This window comes from Gloeobacter kilaueensis JS1 (assembly GCF_000484535.1).
Lineage (GTDB): Bacteria > Cyanobacteriota > Cyanobacteriia > Gloeobacterales > Gloeobacteraceae > Gloeobacter > Gloeobacter kilaueensis.
Genome location: NC_022600.1, coordinates 2,031,758 through 2,047,205, shown reverse-complemented (window position 1 = coordinate 2,047,205; position 15,448 = coordinate 2,031,758). Strand labels below are relative to the sequence as shown.

Annotated in this window: 13 protein-coding genes; 5 read left to right on the top strand and 8 right to left on the bottom strand. The window is 64.0% G+C overall.

Going from position 1 to position 15,448, the window contains the following annotated elements:
- The first annotated feature begins 56 nt into the window (after nucleotides 1-56).
- Nucleotides 57-875, top strand: a complete 819-nt coding sequence (locus tag GKIL_RS09465) for a RecB family exonuclease (RefSeq protein ID WP_023173318.1) — start codon at nucleotides 57-59, stop codon at nucleotides 873-875.
- Nucleotides 876-887: 12 nt separating this feature from the next.
- On the opposite strand, the gene GKIL_RS09460 is transcribed toward GKIL_RS09465, so the two are convergent.
- The 6 genes from GKIL_RS09460 to GKIL_RS09435 all read right to left on the bottom strand — a co-directional run bounded on the left by GKIL_RS09460 (nucleotide 888) and on the right by GKIL_RS09435 (nucleotide 6,496).
- A complete protein-coding gene (locus GKIL_RS09460) occupies nucleotides 888-1,973 on the bottom strand; it encodes a YihY/virulence factor BrkB family protein (protein ID WP_023173317.1) in 1,086 nt (361 codons plus the stop codon).
- Nucleotides 1,974-2,112: 139 nt separating this feature from the next.
- A complete protein-coding gene (panB, locus tag GKIL_RS09455) occupies nucleotides 2,113-2,892 on the bottom strand; it encodes a 3-methyl-2-oxobutanoate hydroxymethyltransferase (protein WP_023173316.1) in 780 nt (259 codons plus the stop codon).
- A gap of 29 nt (nucleotides 2,893-2,921) precedes the next feature.
- Nucleotides 2,922-3,911 (bottom strand): GDP-mannose 4,6-dehydratase, encoded by a 990-nt coding sequence (locus GKIL_RS09450; RefSeq protein ID WP_023173315.1) that lies wholly within the window; start codon nucleotides 3,909-3,911, stop codon nucleotides 2,922-2,924.
- A gap of 114 nt (nucleotides 3,912-4,025) precedes the next feature.
- Entirely contained in the window at nucleotides 4,026-4,979 is a 954-nt protein-coding gene (locus tag GKIL_RS09445; protein WP_023173314.1) for a PLP-dependent cysteine synthase family protein, read from the bottom strand.
- A gap of 231 nt (nucleotides 4,980-5,210) precedes the next feature.
- On the bottom strand, nucleotides 5,211-6,080 hold the full coding sequence (locus GKIL_RS09440) for a M56 family metallopeptidase (protein WP_023173313.1): 870 nt from the start codon (nucleotides 6,078-6,080) through the stop codon (nucleotides 5,211-5,213).
- Nucleotides 6,077-6,496 carry a BlaI/MecI/CopY family transcriptional regulator gene (locus tag GKIL_RS09435; RefSeq protein ID WP_023173312.1) on the bottom strand — a complete coding sequence of 140 codons (420 nt, stop codon included), beginning with the start codon at nucleotides 6,494-6,496 and terminating at the stop codon, nucleotides 6,077-6,079. Before GKIL_RS09435 ends, GKIL_RS09440 begins: the two co-directional genes overlap by 4 nt.
- A gap of 291 nt (nucleotides 6,497-6,787) precedes the next feature.
- Between GKIL_RS09435 and GKIL_RS22575 the strand changes: the two genes are divergently transcribed.
- Complete coding sequence (locus tag GKIL_RS22575; RefSeq protein ID WP_023173311.1) at nucleotides 6,788-8,464, top strand: S53 family peptidase; 1,677 nt, start codon at nucleotides 6,788-6,790, stop codon at nucleotides 8,462-8,464.
- 40 nt (nucleotides 8,465-8,504) lie between these two features.
- Here GKIL_RS22575 and hisB read toward each other — a convergent pair whose 3' ends face one another.
- A complete protein-coding gene (gene hisB, locus GKIL_RS09425; RefSeq protein ID WP_023173310.1) occupies nucleotides 8,505-9,098 on the bottom strand; it encodes an imidazoleglycerol-phosphate dehydratase HisB in 594 nt (197 codons plus the stop codon).
- Nucleotides 9,099-9,127: 29 nt separating this feature from the next.
- On the opposite strand from hisB, the gene GKIL_RS09420 reads away from it, so the two are divergent.
- Genes GKIL_RS09420 through GKIL_RS09410 form a run of 3 tightly spaced genes read left to right on the top strand, consistent with a single transcriptional unit; the run spans nucleotide 9,128 to nucleotide 12,463 of the window.
- A complete protein-coding gene (locus GKIL_RS09420; protein WP_023173309.1) occupies nucleotides 9,128-10,318 on the top strand; it encodes an MGDG synthase family glycosyltransferase in 1,191 nt (396 codons plus the stop codon).
- On the top strand, nucleotides 10,308-11,837 hold the full coding sequence (locus tag GKIL_RS09415) for a family 1 glycosylhydrolase (protein ID WP_023173308.1): 1,530 nt from the start codon (nucleotides 10,308-10,310) through the stop codon (nucleotides 11,835-11,837). Before GKIL_RS09420 ends, GKIL_RS09415 begins: the two co-directional genes overlap by 11 nt.
- Before the next feature lie 35 nt (nucleotides 11,838-11,872).
- Nucleotides 11,873-12,463: a DJ-1/PfpI family protein gene (locus tag GKIL_RS09410; RefSeq protein ID WP_023173307.1), complete on the top strand. Its 591-nt coding sequence runs from the start codon at nucleotides 11,873-11,875 to the stop codon at nucleotides 12,461-12,463.
- Here the strand turns inward: GKIL_RS09410 and GKIL_RS22570 are convergent.
- On the bottom strand, nucleotides 12,460-15,390 hold the full coding sequence (locus GKIL_RS22570; RefSeq protein ID WP_023173306.1) for an AfsR/SARP family transcriptional regulator: 2,931 nt from the start codon (nucleotides 15,388-15,390) through the stop codon (nucleotides 12,460-12,462). The two genes, GKIL_RS09410 and GKIL_RS22570, sit on opposite strands and share 4 nt — an antisense overlap.
- Nucleotides 15,391-15,448: the final 58 nt, after the last annotated feature.

The following is a 15,448-nucleotide window of genomic DNA, read 5'->3' as shown; positions in this document are numbered from 1 at the left end:
GCCAGACCATATATAGTGTTTGGTACGGTTATCCTGTGCTGCGAGGCACTTTTGCTATGTCCGTGCTGCTCTCGGCTTCGCGCCTGGTCCGCTACGCCACCTGCCCCCGCTCCTACGCCTGGAAGTACCGCTACCACTATCCGGAACCGGGAGGCGGTGGTCGGCGGCAAAAACTGGGTATCCTGCTGCACGCTGCTCTCAACCGCTTCTGGCGCGCCTGGCTCGAACGGCGGGGGGACCGCACTATAGGCCAGCTGGAGCGTATCTGGGGCCAAGAAGCGGTAGAACTCGACGAGGCGGAGCGCCAGAGTGGCTGGCAGGCGCTGCGGATGTATTATCTGCAGGAAGTGGCCGCCTCGCCTGAGCCTCCCCGGCCCTTTGCCAGTGAGGGCCGCATTCGCCACAGCCTGGTGCTCGAACGGGTCGATGTCCACTTCGAGTCGCGCTACGACCTGCTTGTATGGGGTGAGCCGGACCGCCAGGGTGCCGCCCAACTCGATCTGGTCGAATTTAAGACAGCCCGGCAGGTGCGCTCTTTAAGCCAGCTGGAGGCGGATTTGCAGCTGTCGTGCTACATCCTGGGCCTGCGGGCTCTCTACGGCCACAGCCTGCGCTCGGTGAGCCATTACTACTTGCTGAGCGGCGAGAAGTTGACCTTCGAGGTCCAGCCAGCCCACCAGCAGTACGCTCTGGAGATAGCCCGGCGGCTGGTGAGTCAGCTTGTCAGCGGCAGCGATTGGGAGCCGGAGCCAGGTGGCCACTGCCGCCGCTGCGGCTACCGCTCGCTGTGCGATCTGTCCCGGCCCGACCAGTTGCCTCCCCAGACGGCTGCCTACCTGCGGCCCGAGCAACCGCTGGTGCTTACGCTTTTTTGAAGCAGGTGCTCCTCAGGAACGCAATCGACGGGCCAGCACCAGAAAGCTCAGCATAAAGGCAGCGGTGCGCTTGATCGCTCCAGGGGGCTTCGGTGGCGACGGCTCGCTATTTTGTTGCTGTGGTGGAGCAGGCGCTGGTGTGTCGGCAGGCTGGGGGTTGCTGTCTGCAATCAGCATCGCGTTGCGCGCCGGGACGATCCCCGAACCGTGCTTGCGGGTATAGACCTTGGCAACCTCAGCGCCAAAGAACATCACCTGGACGCTGTAGAACACCCAGACGAGAATCACCACCAGCGAACCTGCCGCCCCGTAGGCCGAGGTGATCGTGCTGTAGCCCAGATAGAGACTGATGAGCGCCTTGCCGATCACAAACAGGACCGAGGTGATCCCGGCGGCGACCAGAACGTCCTTCCAGGCGAGCTTTACATCGGGCAGGATCTTGTAGATAGCAGCGAACATTAAGGTGGTGAGGCCCAGCGACACCGCCGTGTCGATCAAACGGAAGGCAAAATCCGGCAGGGGCAGCACCGCTCCGACCACCCCGGTCACCGCCGAGATCACTGCGCTGACGATGAGCGACGCGAGCAATGCAAGCGCAATCACAAAGACGATCGAAAAAGAAACGAAGCGCTCCTTGAGTACGTCCTTCCAGCTGCGGTCCGGCCTGGGTTTCACGCCCCAGATCGTATTGAGGGCATCCTGCAATTCAGAAAAAAGGCCGGACACACCGAACAGAATCGTCGCAACAGCGATCACCGAGGCGACGATGCCGGAGGCGGGCTGGTAACCGCGACGCACCAGTTCTTGAACCGCACCCGCGCTGTCTGGACCGATAAGACCGGTAAGCTGGTTGTCGAGCTGGCCGCGTATCGCCTCGGGACCAAAGAAGGCACCGGCCACGGCGATGACCACTACCAGCAGCGGGGCGAGGGAAAAAAACGTGTAGTAGGCGAGGGCTGCCGAGAGTCTGGGCACCTTGTCCTCGGACCAACCGGCAATCGCCTCCCGCAACAGCGCCGGAACGGCCCCCAGATAAAAAGGCTCTCTCTGGGCAGGCCGCTGATCGCGAGATTGAGCAGTAGTCAGGGCAGCAGGCATCGCTATTTGTCGAACTATAGATATATGTTCCAAATGCTCCCACAGTAAGCAATGCTTTGCTTCCACCCCTGGGTATATCCGGCCTCGCTGTTCTGCCTTCTACTGGCGCATATAAGATCTCTCTTCCGGCAGACGGTCCTTACAACGGAAAGCGGCGATCGCGCACATCCTCGGCGTAGCGAGTCGCCGCTTCGCGAATCAACGCCGCCAGATCGACGTAGGGTTTGGCAAAGGCGGGCGGCTTTTCGCTCAGGCCCAATAGATCGTGGGTGACCAGCACCTGACCGTCGCAGCCGGGACCGGCACCGATGCCGATCGTGGGGATCGTGAGGTTGCGGGTGATGTCGGCGGCGAGGGGGGCGGGGATGTGTTCGAGGACGATTGCAAAGGCACCGGCGGCCTCCAGCGCAAACGCCTGCTCGCTCAGCCGGGCTGCCTCCTGCTCCGATTTGCCCTGGATTCGGTAGCCGCCCAACTGGTGAACCGCCTGGGGGGTGAGGCCGATATGGGCGAGGACCGGAACGCCGCTTTCGACCAAAAAGGCCACCGTCTCGACCATGCGCCTGTAGCCCCCTTCGAGCTTGACCGCCTGGGCACCGGCTTCTTTTAAAAAGCGGCTGGCGGTGGCAAATGCCTGCGCGGGGCTCTGCTCGTAGGAGCCGAAGGGCAGGTCTGCCACCAGCAGGGCGTGCTCGACGCCCCGGCGCACGACGCGGCAGTGGTGCAGCAGTTCTTCAACGCTCACCGGCACGGTGCTTGGATAACCGAGGGCGACCATCGCGAGCGAGTCGCCCACCAGCAGCAGATCGACGCCGCTTTGATCGAGCAGGCGCGCCGTCGCGTACTCGAAGGCGGTGAGGGCGACGATCGGCTGGGCGCGCTCTTTGAGGCGGCGCAGGTGGTGGATCGAGACGGCCATATGCCTAGTGTGGCACGGGCAGCTCGGGGCTAGCTCTCGCCGAGGGCAGCGCTGAGGGCCGTCTGCTTCGATTGCTTGATCGCTGCGTCTACCATCAACTCGACGAGCATCTGAAAGTCGAGGCGCGGCTGCCAGCCCAGTTGCCTGCGGGCGCGCCCGGCGTCGCCCCTTAGAAGCTGGGCATCGGCGGGCCGCAGGAGCTTTGCATCGACGACGACGTACTGCCGCCAATCGAGGCCGACGTATCCGAAGGCGGCCTCGACGAATTCACCGACGCTGTAGGTCTGGCCCGAGGCGATCACGTAGTCGGTCGGTTGCTCCTGCTCGAGCATCAGGGCCATCGCTTCGACATAATCGCCGGCAAAGCCCCAGTCGCGCTGGACATCGAGGTTCCCCAGAGCGAGGGTCTGCTGCCTGCCCTGCAGGATGCGGGCGATAGCGTGAACGACCTTGCCCGAAAGAAAGCTCTCGTCTCTGAGGGGCGATTCGTGGTTGTAGAGAATGGCGCTGCAGGCAAAAAGACCGTAGGAGCGCCGGTAGCTTTCGACCAGCCAGAAGGCGCTGGCTTTGGAGACGGCGTAGGGACTGGCGGGGGCAAAGGGCGTCGTCTCGGTCTGGGGAGCCGGTGGGTTTTCACCGAAGACTTCGGCGGAGCAGGCTTGAAAAAAGCGAATGTGGGGATCGATCTGGCGAATCAGCTCCAGCAGGTAGAGCGGGGCGAGGGTGTTGACCTCAAAGGTGGGCACTGGAGAGGTGAAGCTCTCACCGACATGGCTCTGGGCGGCCAGGTTGTAGATCTGATCGGGCGCGCTCGCAACGATCGCCGAGCGCAAAAAATCGCGGTCGGTGACATCGCCTGTGAGCAGTTGCAACTGGCTGCTGTGAGTCTGCAGTTCGCTCAAAGCCAGTGGCACGGCCCGCGTGCGCAAAATGCCTGTGACATCGTGGCCCTGGTGCAACATTTGCTGCGCCAGATAAAAACCATCCTGTCCACCAATGCCTGTCACCAGGACGCGCATAATCTTTTTGTCTCTCTGCCCACCACCAGCCTAGAACCCGGCACCGTCCGGGGTCGGCCATTTACCACACCAATTATTCAACTTTTTTGCTGCCGGTGGGTCATCGGACGCTCATCATAGCGCCGGGTCGTCCCAGAAGCGCTCAGAAAGATACTTGTCAGCACCGTCGCAGAGGATAGTGACGATCACACCGCTGTCGATCGCTCGGGCTACCTGCAGGGCAGCCACGACGTTTGCCCCGGCGGAGATGCCCACAAGCAGCCCTTCCTCGCGGGCGAGGCGCTTGACCATGCGCTGGGCCTGCTCGGTGGAGACAGCGATCTGGCGATCGGGCAGGCGGTCGTCGTAGATCGCAGGCACGATCGCCGTCTCCATGTGCTTGAGCCCTTCGAGGCCGTGAAAGGGCGAGTCGGGCTGCATGGCGATCACCTCGATGGCCGGGTCGTACTCCCGCAGGCGGCGGCCCACGCCCATGCAGGTGCCCGAGGTACCAAGACCGGCGACGAAGTGGGTCACCCGTCCGGCGGTCTGCTGGTAAATCTCGACGCCCGTGGTGAGATAGTGGGCCTGCCAGTTGGCGTCGTTGCTGTATTGATCCGGATAAAAGTACGCCTCCGGCGATGCGGCAAAAAGCCGCCGCGCCTCCTGGATCGCTCCGTCGGAGCCGAGGGTCGGATCGGTGAGAATCAGCTCGACGCCGTAGGCTTTGAGGATGCGCTTGCGCTCGTGGCTGGCGTTGAGGGGCAGGGCGAGTTTGACCTTGTAGCCTTTGCGGGCGGCGATCCAGGCGTAGGCGATGCCGGTGTTGCCCGAGGTCGCATCGAGGATGGTCTTACCGGCGCTCAACCTGCCGCTGCGCTCGCCCTCAAGAAGCATGTTGAGGGCGGGACGATCTTTGACCGACCCGCCCGGATTGAACCATTCTGCCTTGCCGTAAATTTCGACGCTCTTGGGCAGATCCGCTCCGATGCGCTCAAGGCGCAGAAGCGGCGTGTTCCCCACCCAGCGGAGCAATTCTGTCTCGCTCGGCGCTTGCTTGTCAGCCTGGGCAAAATCGGTGCTCAACACGGCACAATCCCTCGACGCACGCCCTTTATCTTAACCAACGTGCCCTCCAAATCCCAGGCTCGTCTATCGGTTTTAGCGGGTAACAATTAATTGACAGTGATTATCAATAGCTATAAACTAATTGCAGTGGAAGGCGCAGCAATCTCGCTGTCCACGAGTCAGGCCGCCGGTTGTTCTCTCCTAACGTCTCATGCTGGCCTGATTTTTCTTATTGATTCTATTTTCAACAGTTCAAGGACAGAGGCCGTGGATGGCCAGGGTATGCAGCGGCCAGGTGGCGAGGGGCAGCAGGCCCAATAAGAGCCAGCCGGCCCAGCTGAGGGGGCACAGGGGCAACGACGGCGGCTGGGGAGCGGCCAGCAGTGCATCGACCCGTTCGCCCAGGCGCGCACCGGCAGAATACATGGTTGCGGCAAAAGCAGGTTCTGCCGGGGCACTGGCGGAGCGGGCCAGAAGGAGCAGGGTCTCAGCGAGAGACAGGCTATCGACATGGAGGGCCGCCCGGCGGTCGGCGCGCAACTCGCGCAGGAGGAGCAGCTCCTGCCAGAGGGCTTCGGTGCCGGGATAGAAGAACGTCGCCCGGCGCACCCACCCCAGCCAGAAGAACCAGAACGGATCGCGGTAGTGGCAGTGGGCCTGCTCGTGGGCGAGGACGGCTGCGAGCTGATCACCTCTCAGGCACTCGCTGAGCCCCCGGCTGAAGACCAGCTGGGGCCGCCAGAATCCGACCTGGGCGATATAGAGTCCCGGCGCGTCGATCAGCCTGCCGCGCTCACCGGCAATCGTCGCTACTGGCAGGTGGCAGATAAGCTCGATCGTCCGGGCGCACCGCCAGGTGTGAACCAGCCCGCAGAGCAGGGCAAAACCCAGCCACAGTCCGGCTGCGCCGTAAGCCAGCTGTCCCTGCCACTGCCAGGCGGCTGCTCCCGGCGTGCCCATCCAGACGAGGGTGAGCGCACTGGTCAGCAGCAGTCCAAAAGGCGTCAAAAACCGGGCAAGGGCACTCTGCCACCGCCCGGACCAGTCGCTGGCGGGGCGGGGCCGGGCGCGCAGCGACCAGCCAATCAAGATCGCAAGCAGCAGCAGGGCCGGGTGGATCACAGCTCGCCCCTCGCCTCGCGCACCGAACGAATGCGGCGGGCAATCGCATCGAGTTGTTCGACGCTCGCCTGATCGAGGCTATCGGCAAAGGCAGCGGCAACTTCGGGCGTGCTCACCGCCAGAAACGCCTGCAGGTGGCTGTGGGCAGCAAGGGCACGCGCTGCGTCGCGGCCAATCAAGGCGGTGAAACAAAAGGCGCGCTGGCTGCTGTTGCAGGCAAGCCAGCCTTTTTGAACCAACCGGCGCAGAACGGTCGTGACCGAAGCGTAGGCCAGCTCTCTGTCAGGATCGCTTAACAATTTCTCGTGGATGTCTTTGACGCTCATCGAGCCGTGATCCCAAAGAAGCTGGAGGATTTCTGTTTCGAGCGGACCCAGGGAAAGGCGGTTTGGACGGTGTTCTGGCAGTTGCGACATAAAAGGCGGCATCGGTGCATCGCCATCGTAGCCAAAAGGGCCGACGAGAACTTTGACCGGCTGTCGTAGTCAAAATTATTCAATCTGCCTCCGCCCCGCCCCCGTAAGGGGACCCTGCACCTGTATGCTTTTGTACGGAGTACCCTTCCGTACTTGTGTTTATCTATACAGTGGTGTAGTTCCTCGCCAGATTTTTCATAGTCGCCCTGACAAATTGTCGCCGACCGATAGAATTTTCTCGGTTGGTCTGTACCTGTCCTGGCCAATTCCTATCCACAGGGAGAGCTGAGTATGTATACTTTGAAGCGGTTGTTCGCCCCCGGCGTTCCAGTATTGCTGGCATCCGCAATTGTTCTCACCGCCCAGAGCGCCCAGGCTGCACCGTCGCGCACGGTCTTCAGCAACAGTTTCAAGCCGCTGGTGAGCGAGGCCCGTGTCCTTGGCGCAGCCGATGCCCAGGCGGGCGTCAAGTTTCAACTGGCCCTCAAGATGCGCGATTTTGCCGGACTGGAGAGGCGAATTGCAGCTGGAGAAGTGATTGCACCGGCGGAGCTGGAGGCGAAATACTATCCGCTTGCCGCCGACTACAGGACGCTCACCGACTGGGTGCGCTCCCAGGGACTGACCGTCGAGCGCACCTACAACAACCGGCTGACCCTGGAGGTGCGCGGCAGCGTTGCCCAGGTGCGCAGCGCCCTCGGCGTCGATTTTGTGCGCATTCAGTTTAGAGGCCAGCCGTTTATCTCGACGCGCACCGCCCCCAGCCTGCCCGCCGGTTTCGAGCGCTTTGTGCTGAGCTTCAGCGGCCTGCAGCCGGCCAACGAGTGGCTGGTGCCCCTGATTAGCGACGGCACGCCCATTCCCAACAGCCCGACTTCGCCCTTCAAACCGCCCTACAGCACCAACGATCTGCTCACCGCCTACAGCGCCAACAACCTCGCCTACAACGGCGCAGGCCAGAAGATCGCGATTCTCGGATCGCTGTTTGCCAAAGACAGCGACCTCACCTCCTTCTGGTCGGCGAACGGCGTGCCCCAGAGCAGCGCCAACGTCGAGAAGGTGGCCGTTTCGAGCAACATCCCCAACCCGCGCTGCACCCGCAGCATCAGCAGCACCAACTGCACCTATCTCTCGGAGGCGAACCTGGACGCGGAGTGGGCCTCCGGTACCGCCACGGGTGCGGTGATTCGCCAGTACGCCGTCGGTATCCCGGCCCAGATCAGTTCGTTTATCAGCCTCTTCAGCACCGGCCTGCAGGCGATCATCAACGACCTGCCCAGCCAGCCGACCTTGAGAGTGCTCACGATCAGCTACGGCTACTGCGAGAGCGCTCTGCCCTCCAGCCAGCTGCAGTCCGCTTCGCAGCTGTTTGCGACCCTGGCGAGCCAGGGGGTGACGACCTTCACCTCCTCGGGCGATAGCGGCTCGACAGCGAACGGCTGTTCGACCACCGCTACCCAGTACTTCGCCGTCGATCCAAATCTGGCGGGAGTGGGCGGCACATCGCTCCGACTCAACACCAACGGCACGATCTCCTCTGAGACCGCCTGGAGCGGCAGCGGCGGCGGCCTCAGCACGATCTACACCCGTCCGAGCTGGCAGGTAGGTTCCGGGGTGCCCTCCGGTACGGCCCGCGCCGTTCCGGACGTGGCGCTGGTGGCCGATCCGAACACCGGTGCCTACACCGTGGTGGGCGGCAAGACCTACCAGTTCGGCGGTACCAGCCTCTCCAGCCCGATCTGGGCAGGCTACGCAGCGATCATTAACCAGGGCCGCGCCGCCGCCGGCAAAGGCAGCCTCGGCCTGCTCGGTCCCCGGGTCTATCCGCTTCTGGGCACGAGCAACTTCCGCGACATCACCAGTGGCAGCATCGGTGCCTACAGCGCCGGACCCGGCTACGACCTGGCCACCGGCATCGGTGTACCGGTCGTCAACCAGCTGCTCAACACTCTGGTGAGCGCACCGTAGCTCAGACCCACGGGAGCGGGGGCAAGTCCTCCGCTCCCTATTAGAGCGCTCCCTTGCTGCTGGGCAGGGTGCCCGCGCGGCGGGGATCGACTTCGATTGCCATGCGCAGGGCGCGGGCAAAAGCTTTGAAGCTCGCCTCGACGATGTGGTGGGAGTTGATCCCGGCCAGTTGGCGAATGTGCAGGGTCAGCGCCCCGTGGTTGACCACCGCCTGATAAAATTCGCGCACCAGCTGGGTCTCGTAGCTGCCGATGCGCTCGGTCGGGATCTCAAGGCCGTAGCTCAGGTGCGGCCTGCCGGAAAGATCGAGCACCACCTGCACCAGCGCCTCGTCGAGGGGAGCAAGAAAATGTCCAAAGCGGCAGATGCCGCGCTTGTCGCCCAGGGCCTTGGTCAGGCCCATCCCGAGGGCGATGCCCACATCCTCGTTGGTGTGGTGATCGTCGATGTGCAGGTCGCCCTGGGCGCTCACGTCGAGGTCGATGAGACCGTGGGTGGCGATCTGGCCGAGCATGTGATCGAGAAAGGGAATGCCCGTTGCCGCTTGAACCTGGCCCTGGCCGTCGAGATCTATCTGGATCTGGATATCGGTTTCGCGCGTCGTGCGCACGATCGAGGCGGTGCGATGTTCCATGCCCTTCAGTCTAGCGGAACGGGCAGGTTATGCTCACGGAAGCAACCCCCATCGCTGGTATGGCCCGGATCTTGATTCTTTATGCCTCGCTCGGTTCGGGGCACATCTACGCGGCCCAGGCGCTCCGTGAGGCGTTCGGTCGCTATCCAAACGTCGAGGTGCGCGTCGAGGACGCCCTGGCCTACGCCAGTCCGATTCTGCGCGAGACGCTCACCCGCGCCTACGAGCAGTTGAGCGAAAAAGCGCCCCGGCTCTACCGGCTCATCTACGAGGGCAGCGACACGTCCGACCTGCGCGAATCGATGAGCAATACGCTGCTACTGAGCAAGATCGAGCGGCCCTTTTTTCGCAAGTTCGAGCAACTCATCAAAGAAGAATCCCCGGACGTGTTCATCTGCGTCCAGCAGATCCCAAGCCGGTTGTTGCAGCTGGTCCAGAAAGAATACGGCCTCCGCCAGCCGCACTACGTCGTGATTACCGACATGGTTGCCCACAGCACCTGGATCAACTACGACGTGGACGGTTATTTTTTAGCCGGGGATCTGACCGCTGAACTGCTCATCAAAGACGGCATCGATCCGTTGCTGCTGCACATCACAGGCATCCCGATCAAGCTTGAGATCTGCGAACCAAAGCCGATGCAGCAGATGCGCCTCAAGCACAACCTGCCCATCGAGCAGCCGCTCGTCGCCCTTTTTGGCGGCGGCCTGCAGCCCCAGCGGGTGCGCACGATCGTCCGGAGGCTGCTTGAAAGCCCGCTGCGGGGCACCCTGGTAGTCGTCGCCGGGCGCAACCACGCCCTTGAGGCGGCTCTGGCGAATCTCGAAGATGGCCCGCAGATGCACCTGTACTCCCTTGGCCGGATCGATTTTGTCGATGATCTGATCGCCGCCAGCGACGTGGTGGTTACCAAGGCGGGCGGGCTTATCGCGAGCGAGGTGATCGCGCGCGGGACGCCGCTTGTGATCATCGATCCGATCCCCGGCCAGGAAGAATGGAACGCCGATGCGATTGCCGCCTACGGCGTCGGCATCCAGCTGCGGCTATTGGAGATGGTCGCCCCGACGGTGCAGTTTCTGATGGAGCAGCCGGAGCACCTCGCCTTTATGCGCGAGCGGGCAAAGGTGTTCGGCAGGCCACGGGCGGCGCTCACGATTGCCGAGCGGATCCTCGCGATGCTCGATATTCGACTTGAAGCCCAGGTGCTCGATGCACAGTGACGCCAGTAGCTTCCTGTGGGGCGTGGCCACCTCCGGCTACCAGAGCGAGGGGGGCTACAACGCTCCCGGCCAGCCGCAGAACAACTGGTCCGAAAGCGAGCGGGCCGGCACGGTGATGCGCACGGGCCGAGCCGCCGAATTCTGGCAGCGCTACGAAGAAGATTTTCAGACCTGCCGCGCCCTCGGGCTCAATGCCTTCAGGTTGGGCTGGGAGTGGGCGCGCATCCAGCCAGGCACGGGCACCGGCACAACGCGGGCACCGGATTTTGATCCTGCCGCTCTCGCCGCCTACGCAAGGCGACTGGCCGCCTGCCGCCAGGCCGGTCTGGAGCCTATCGTGACGCTGCACCACTTTACCCACCCGGCCTGGCTCGGCCTCGATGCCTGGTTGGACCCGGCCACCGTCGATTGCTTTGTCGCCTACGTCCGCACCAGCGTCGAGCAGATCAACCGCCTTTTGATCGAACAGCACGGCCTGCCGCCGGTGCGCTGGTACATCACCGTCAACGAACCGAACATCCTCGCCCTCAACACCTACTTGAGCCGCCAGTTTCCCGCCGGAGCGCACTGGGGACCGGCGGCTGTGCTGCGCGCCTACAACCACCTGCTGGCAGCCCACCTGCGGGCCTACAACTGCATTCACGACATCTACGAGGCGCAGGGCTGGCCCACTCCCCGCGTCTCGCTCAACACCCTCTGCAGCGACCTGTACTGGTCGGAGAAGGTGATCTGGGATCTGCTCAGCCTGCGGGAGCGGCAGATCAAGCCGGGCAGGCTCGCAGAATATTTTTGCGAAAAGGCCCAGGCGCTCGATACGGCTCTCGCCGCCGCCAGACTGCCCTTTCGGCGCGATCTGCCGTACCGGGCCGGTCGTCTGGCCCGCCGGCTGGCGAGCGGGTTGGCCCGCCCGTTCTTTAACAGCGACAGCCTCGATTTCTGGCTGGGAGAACTGGAGCGCTCGCCGCGCTCGGGGCTATTCGATTTTGTCGCCACCGACTACTACGACCCGTTCTTTGCCCACACCTTCCGCCTGCCGGTGTTCTCTGATTTTGAATTTACGACGCGCAGTCCCCACGCCTGGCTGGTGAGCGGCATCACCAGCAAATGGTGGGACTGGCGCTGTCTGGCGGAGGGGCTGCACTTTTTTTGCCAGTATTACGCAGAAGATCTGGGCAACTGCCCGGTGCTGATCGCCGAAAACGGCATGGCCCTGCGCCGCAAGCCCGACAACAGCGTCGCCAGCCGCAGGCCCGATCAGATCTCGCGCAGCCAGTTTCTGGTGGCGCACATCGAGCAGGTGATGCGCCTGCGGGCGGAGGGAGTGCCGCTCGTGGGCTACCTGCACTGGTCGCTCACCGACAACTACGAGTGGGGATCGTTTACGCCGCGCTTTGGCCTTTTTGCGATCGACTTTGCCGCCGGAGGTGAGCGCCTCCTCCAGGACCACCTGGGGGATCGGCCCGCCCAGACCTACGCCCGGCTCGTCCGGGAAGCCCGCAACTCTACCCGGCAATCGTGATAAAAAAGACGCGAAGCGTTGCGGGAGGTAGAGGCATGGCGAACAAACAGATCTTGATGCTGGTGGGGGACTTTGTGGAGGACTACGAGGTGATGGTGCCCTTCCAGGCGCTCCAGATGCTCGGCCACGTTGTCCACGCCGTCTGCCCGGATAAGCGCACCGGCCAGTTCGTGCGCACCGCCGTCCACGACTTCGAGGGCGATCAGACCTACAGCGAAAAACCGGGCCACCGCTTTGCCCTCAACGCCGACTTTGCGGCGGTGCGCCCCGAGGAGTACGACGCGCTGGTGGTGCCCGGTGGCCGCGCCCCGGAGTACCTGCGGTTGAACGGGCGGGTGATCGAAATCGTCCGCCACTTCGCTGCCGCCGATAAGCCGATCGCTGCCATCTGCCACGGGCTGCAGCTACTGGCAGCGGCGGGTGTGCTCGCAGGCAGGCGTGCCACCGCCTACCCGGCCTGCGGGCCGGAGGTGACGCTCGCCGGTGGCCACTACGTCGAGGTGGCCGTAAGCGAAGCGGTGGTGGACGGCCAGCTTGTCACCGCCCCGGCCTGGCCTGCCCACCCGCGCTGGCTTGCCGCCTTCGTCGAGGTACTGGCTTCGCGCGACGTGCTGGCCGCCGTCTAAGGCGGGATCCGGCTCCCGCTTACGAGAGGTCCGGCATCGAGAACTTCGCTAAAGGCGCGCTCAAAACTCCAACTTGAACCCAAAGTCCAGGCCGCCTGAAAGATGCGCGGCCCCAGATCCGCTCTGGCAGAGGCGATCAGCGGTTCGTGGAACTTGCGCACGTCGGGGGCCAAAGAAGCGCCGACGACCTCGCGCAGGGCCGCCGCCGCCGCGTAGAGGTGGACGGCCCGCTGGGTCTGGGTGTGGACGAGGGCGAGGGCGGCACAGCCAGAAAGAATCCAGCTTACGGCCCCGTCCTGGGCTCCGAGCGAGCGGTAGAGGGCCAGCGCCTCCTTGTAGAACCGCTCCGCCTGGCTATGGTCCCCGCTCTGGTGCTCGATCTGAGCGATCCCGCCCAGGCAGAGGGCGATAGCAAAGCTGTCCTGGTTAGCCCGGCTGAGGGTCAGCGCCTCCTCGATCAGGGCGCGCGCCCGGTCGTACTGGCCGACAAACGAGAGCGGTGCCGCCAGAAAAAACAGGGCAAAGGTGACCTCCGAGCCGGAGAGGCCGCCCTGGTTGCGCCCGATAGCGAGGCTGCGCTCCAGGTGCAACTGGGAGCGGCTGTAATCTTCTTCAAAAAAAGCCGCAAGGCCCAGACCCAGCTCCGCCCTGGCCAGCCCTCCCGGCTCGGCCAACTGGCCAAAGAGAACACGGGCCTGCTCGCAGCGGCGGGCCGCCTGCTCAAAATCGGCCTGACGCAGGGCGAGAATACCGGCACCGTAGAACACCTGTGCCAGCAGAGGCACCGGCAGAGCGTCGGCGCGCAACAGGGCCGCCTCCAGCCAGCTGCGGCCCTCGCTCAGATAACCGCGAACATACCAGAAGCGGTAGAGCGCCCTCGCCATCCGGGCCAGGATCTCAGCTTCGCCCGCGCGCTCTGCCCAGTGCAGGGCGGCGCGCAGATTTTCATTGTTCCCGGCCAGCCGCTGCACCCAGAGCGACTGCTCGGCGCTCATCAAAGGCTGCTGGGCAGATTCGGCAAAGGCCAGGTAGTACTGGGCATGGCGGTTCTGCAGGGCCGACACCTCGCCACAGCGCACCAGCTCGTCCTGAGCAAAGGCGCGCAGCGTCTGCAGCATCAAGAAGCACTGCTCGCCGTCCGCGCTGCTCTGCTGGTGGATGAGGTGGTGATCGAGCAGAACGCTCAGATCCTGGGCAGTCCGTTCGTCCTCACCGCAGACGGCCCGCGCCGCCGCCAGGGTCCAGCTGCCACAAAAGACGCTCAAGCACCGAAAGAGCCTCTGCTCGCGGGCGCTGAGCAACCGGTAACTCCACTCAATCGCACAGCGCAGCGTCCGGTGTCGATCCGGCTGATCGAGCGGCCCATCGACCAGAACCGAGAACTGATCGGCAAGCTGGCCGAGCAGCAGGCGCGGATCGCTCCACGAGCGCTGGGCCGCCGCCAGTTCGATTGCCAGTGGCAGACCGTCCAGGCGCGTACAGATCGCAGCGACACTCTGAGCGCTTTGCTCGTCGAGCTGAAAGCGATGCCCCGCTGCCTGGGCGCGGGCCATAAAAAGCTGCTCGGCCTCCGAGATGAGCCGTTGCGGATTGCGCCGCAGCGCGTCGCCCGAGTCCGGCAGACCAAGCGGTGGCACGAAGTATTCCCACTCGCCGTACAGGTGCAGCCGCACCCGGCTGGTCACCAGCACCTTCAGATGCTCGCAACGGGCGAGCAGATGGCCAATCAGGCCCGCCGCTTCGAGCAGGTGCTCGAAATTGTCCAGTACCAGCAGCATCTGCCGCCGGCGGACAAAGTGGGCGAGCCGATCGAGCAGTGGTTCGACAGCCGCCTCCTTGATCCCCAATACCCCGGCGATCGCGTCCGCTACCAGTCTGCTGTCCTGCAGCGAGGCGAGCCCGACGAACCAGACGCCGTCGGGGAAGACGACCTTCTGTTTATGGGCCACCGCCAGGGCCAGACTCGTCTTGCCGGTGCCGCCGGTGCCGCTGAAGGTGAGCAGGCGCACCTCGGGCCGGGTCAAAAGCGCCTGGGCCTCCGCTATCTGCTGCTGACGACCAATAAACGAGGCCACCGGTATCGGCAGATTGCCGGGCTCCGGCAGGGGCGGTCCGGGGGCAGCGGCAAGGGAAACACCTGCGCCACTACCGGCCCGGATCTGCTCGTAGAGTGCCCTGGTCGCTTCCTCCGGTTCGGCACCCCAGCGCTCGGCCAGCAGACGGCGGCAGCGCTCGTACTGCTTGAGCGCCTCGGCGCGCTGCCCACCGTTGCTGAGGGCTCGCATCAACGAGCGGTGGCCCCGCTCGCTCCAGGGCTCGCTGCGCAGCTGCAGCCGGGCAAAGCGCTGCACCTGCTCCCAGTGACCGAGTGCCTCGTAGTGGGCGACCAGAGCGGTACAGGCCGCAACGACTCTCTGGTGCAACCGTTCGCGCTGCACCTGGACCCACTCCTCGAACTCCTCGCCGTCGCAGAGTTCTGCCTGCTCAAGAAACTCGCCTCGATACAGCGCCACCGCCTGCGCCAGCCAGCCAGCCTCCTCCTCGCCCAGTCGGCCTGCCTGTGGGCGGTGCCCAGCGAGGGCGGTGTCGATGAGACGGCCAAATTCCTCCACATCCAGATAGTGGGGGCTCTGGCGGTTGAACTGGAGGGTGCTGTGTTCGATGCACAAAAAAGGCAGGTCTGCCTGACTGTTGAGCACCCGGCGCAGCACCGCGAGCGCCCCGCGCAGGTTGGCGCGTGCCCGATCGAGCGACTGACGGGGCCAGAGCAATCCGGCCAGAACCTCGCGCTGGTGAGAGCGGTTTGCCTCCACTGCCAGATAGACCAGCAGTGCCCGCACCTTCCCATAGGAGAAGTCCGTGATCTCCCGGCCATCGAGCTGGGCCACAAACGGACCCAACAGCGCCAGCCGCAGTTGTACTACCACAGTTGCCTGTCGTTCTAAACGTATTTAGCCGCAGGCGGAACTTTTCTAAATCCCTCTC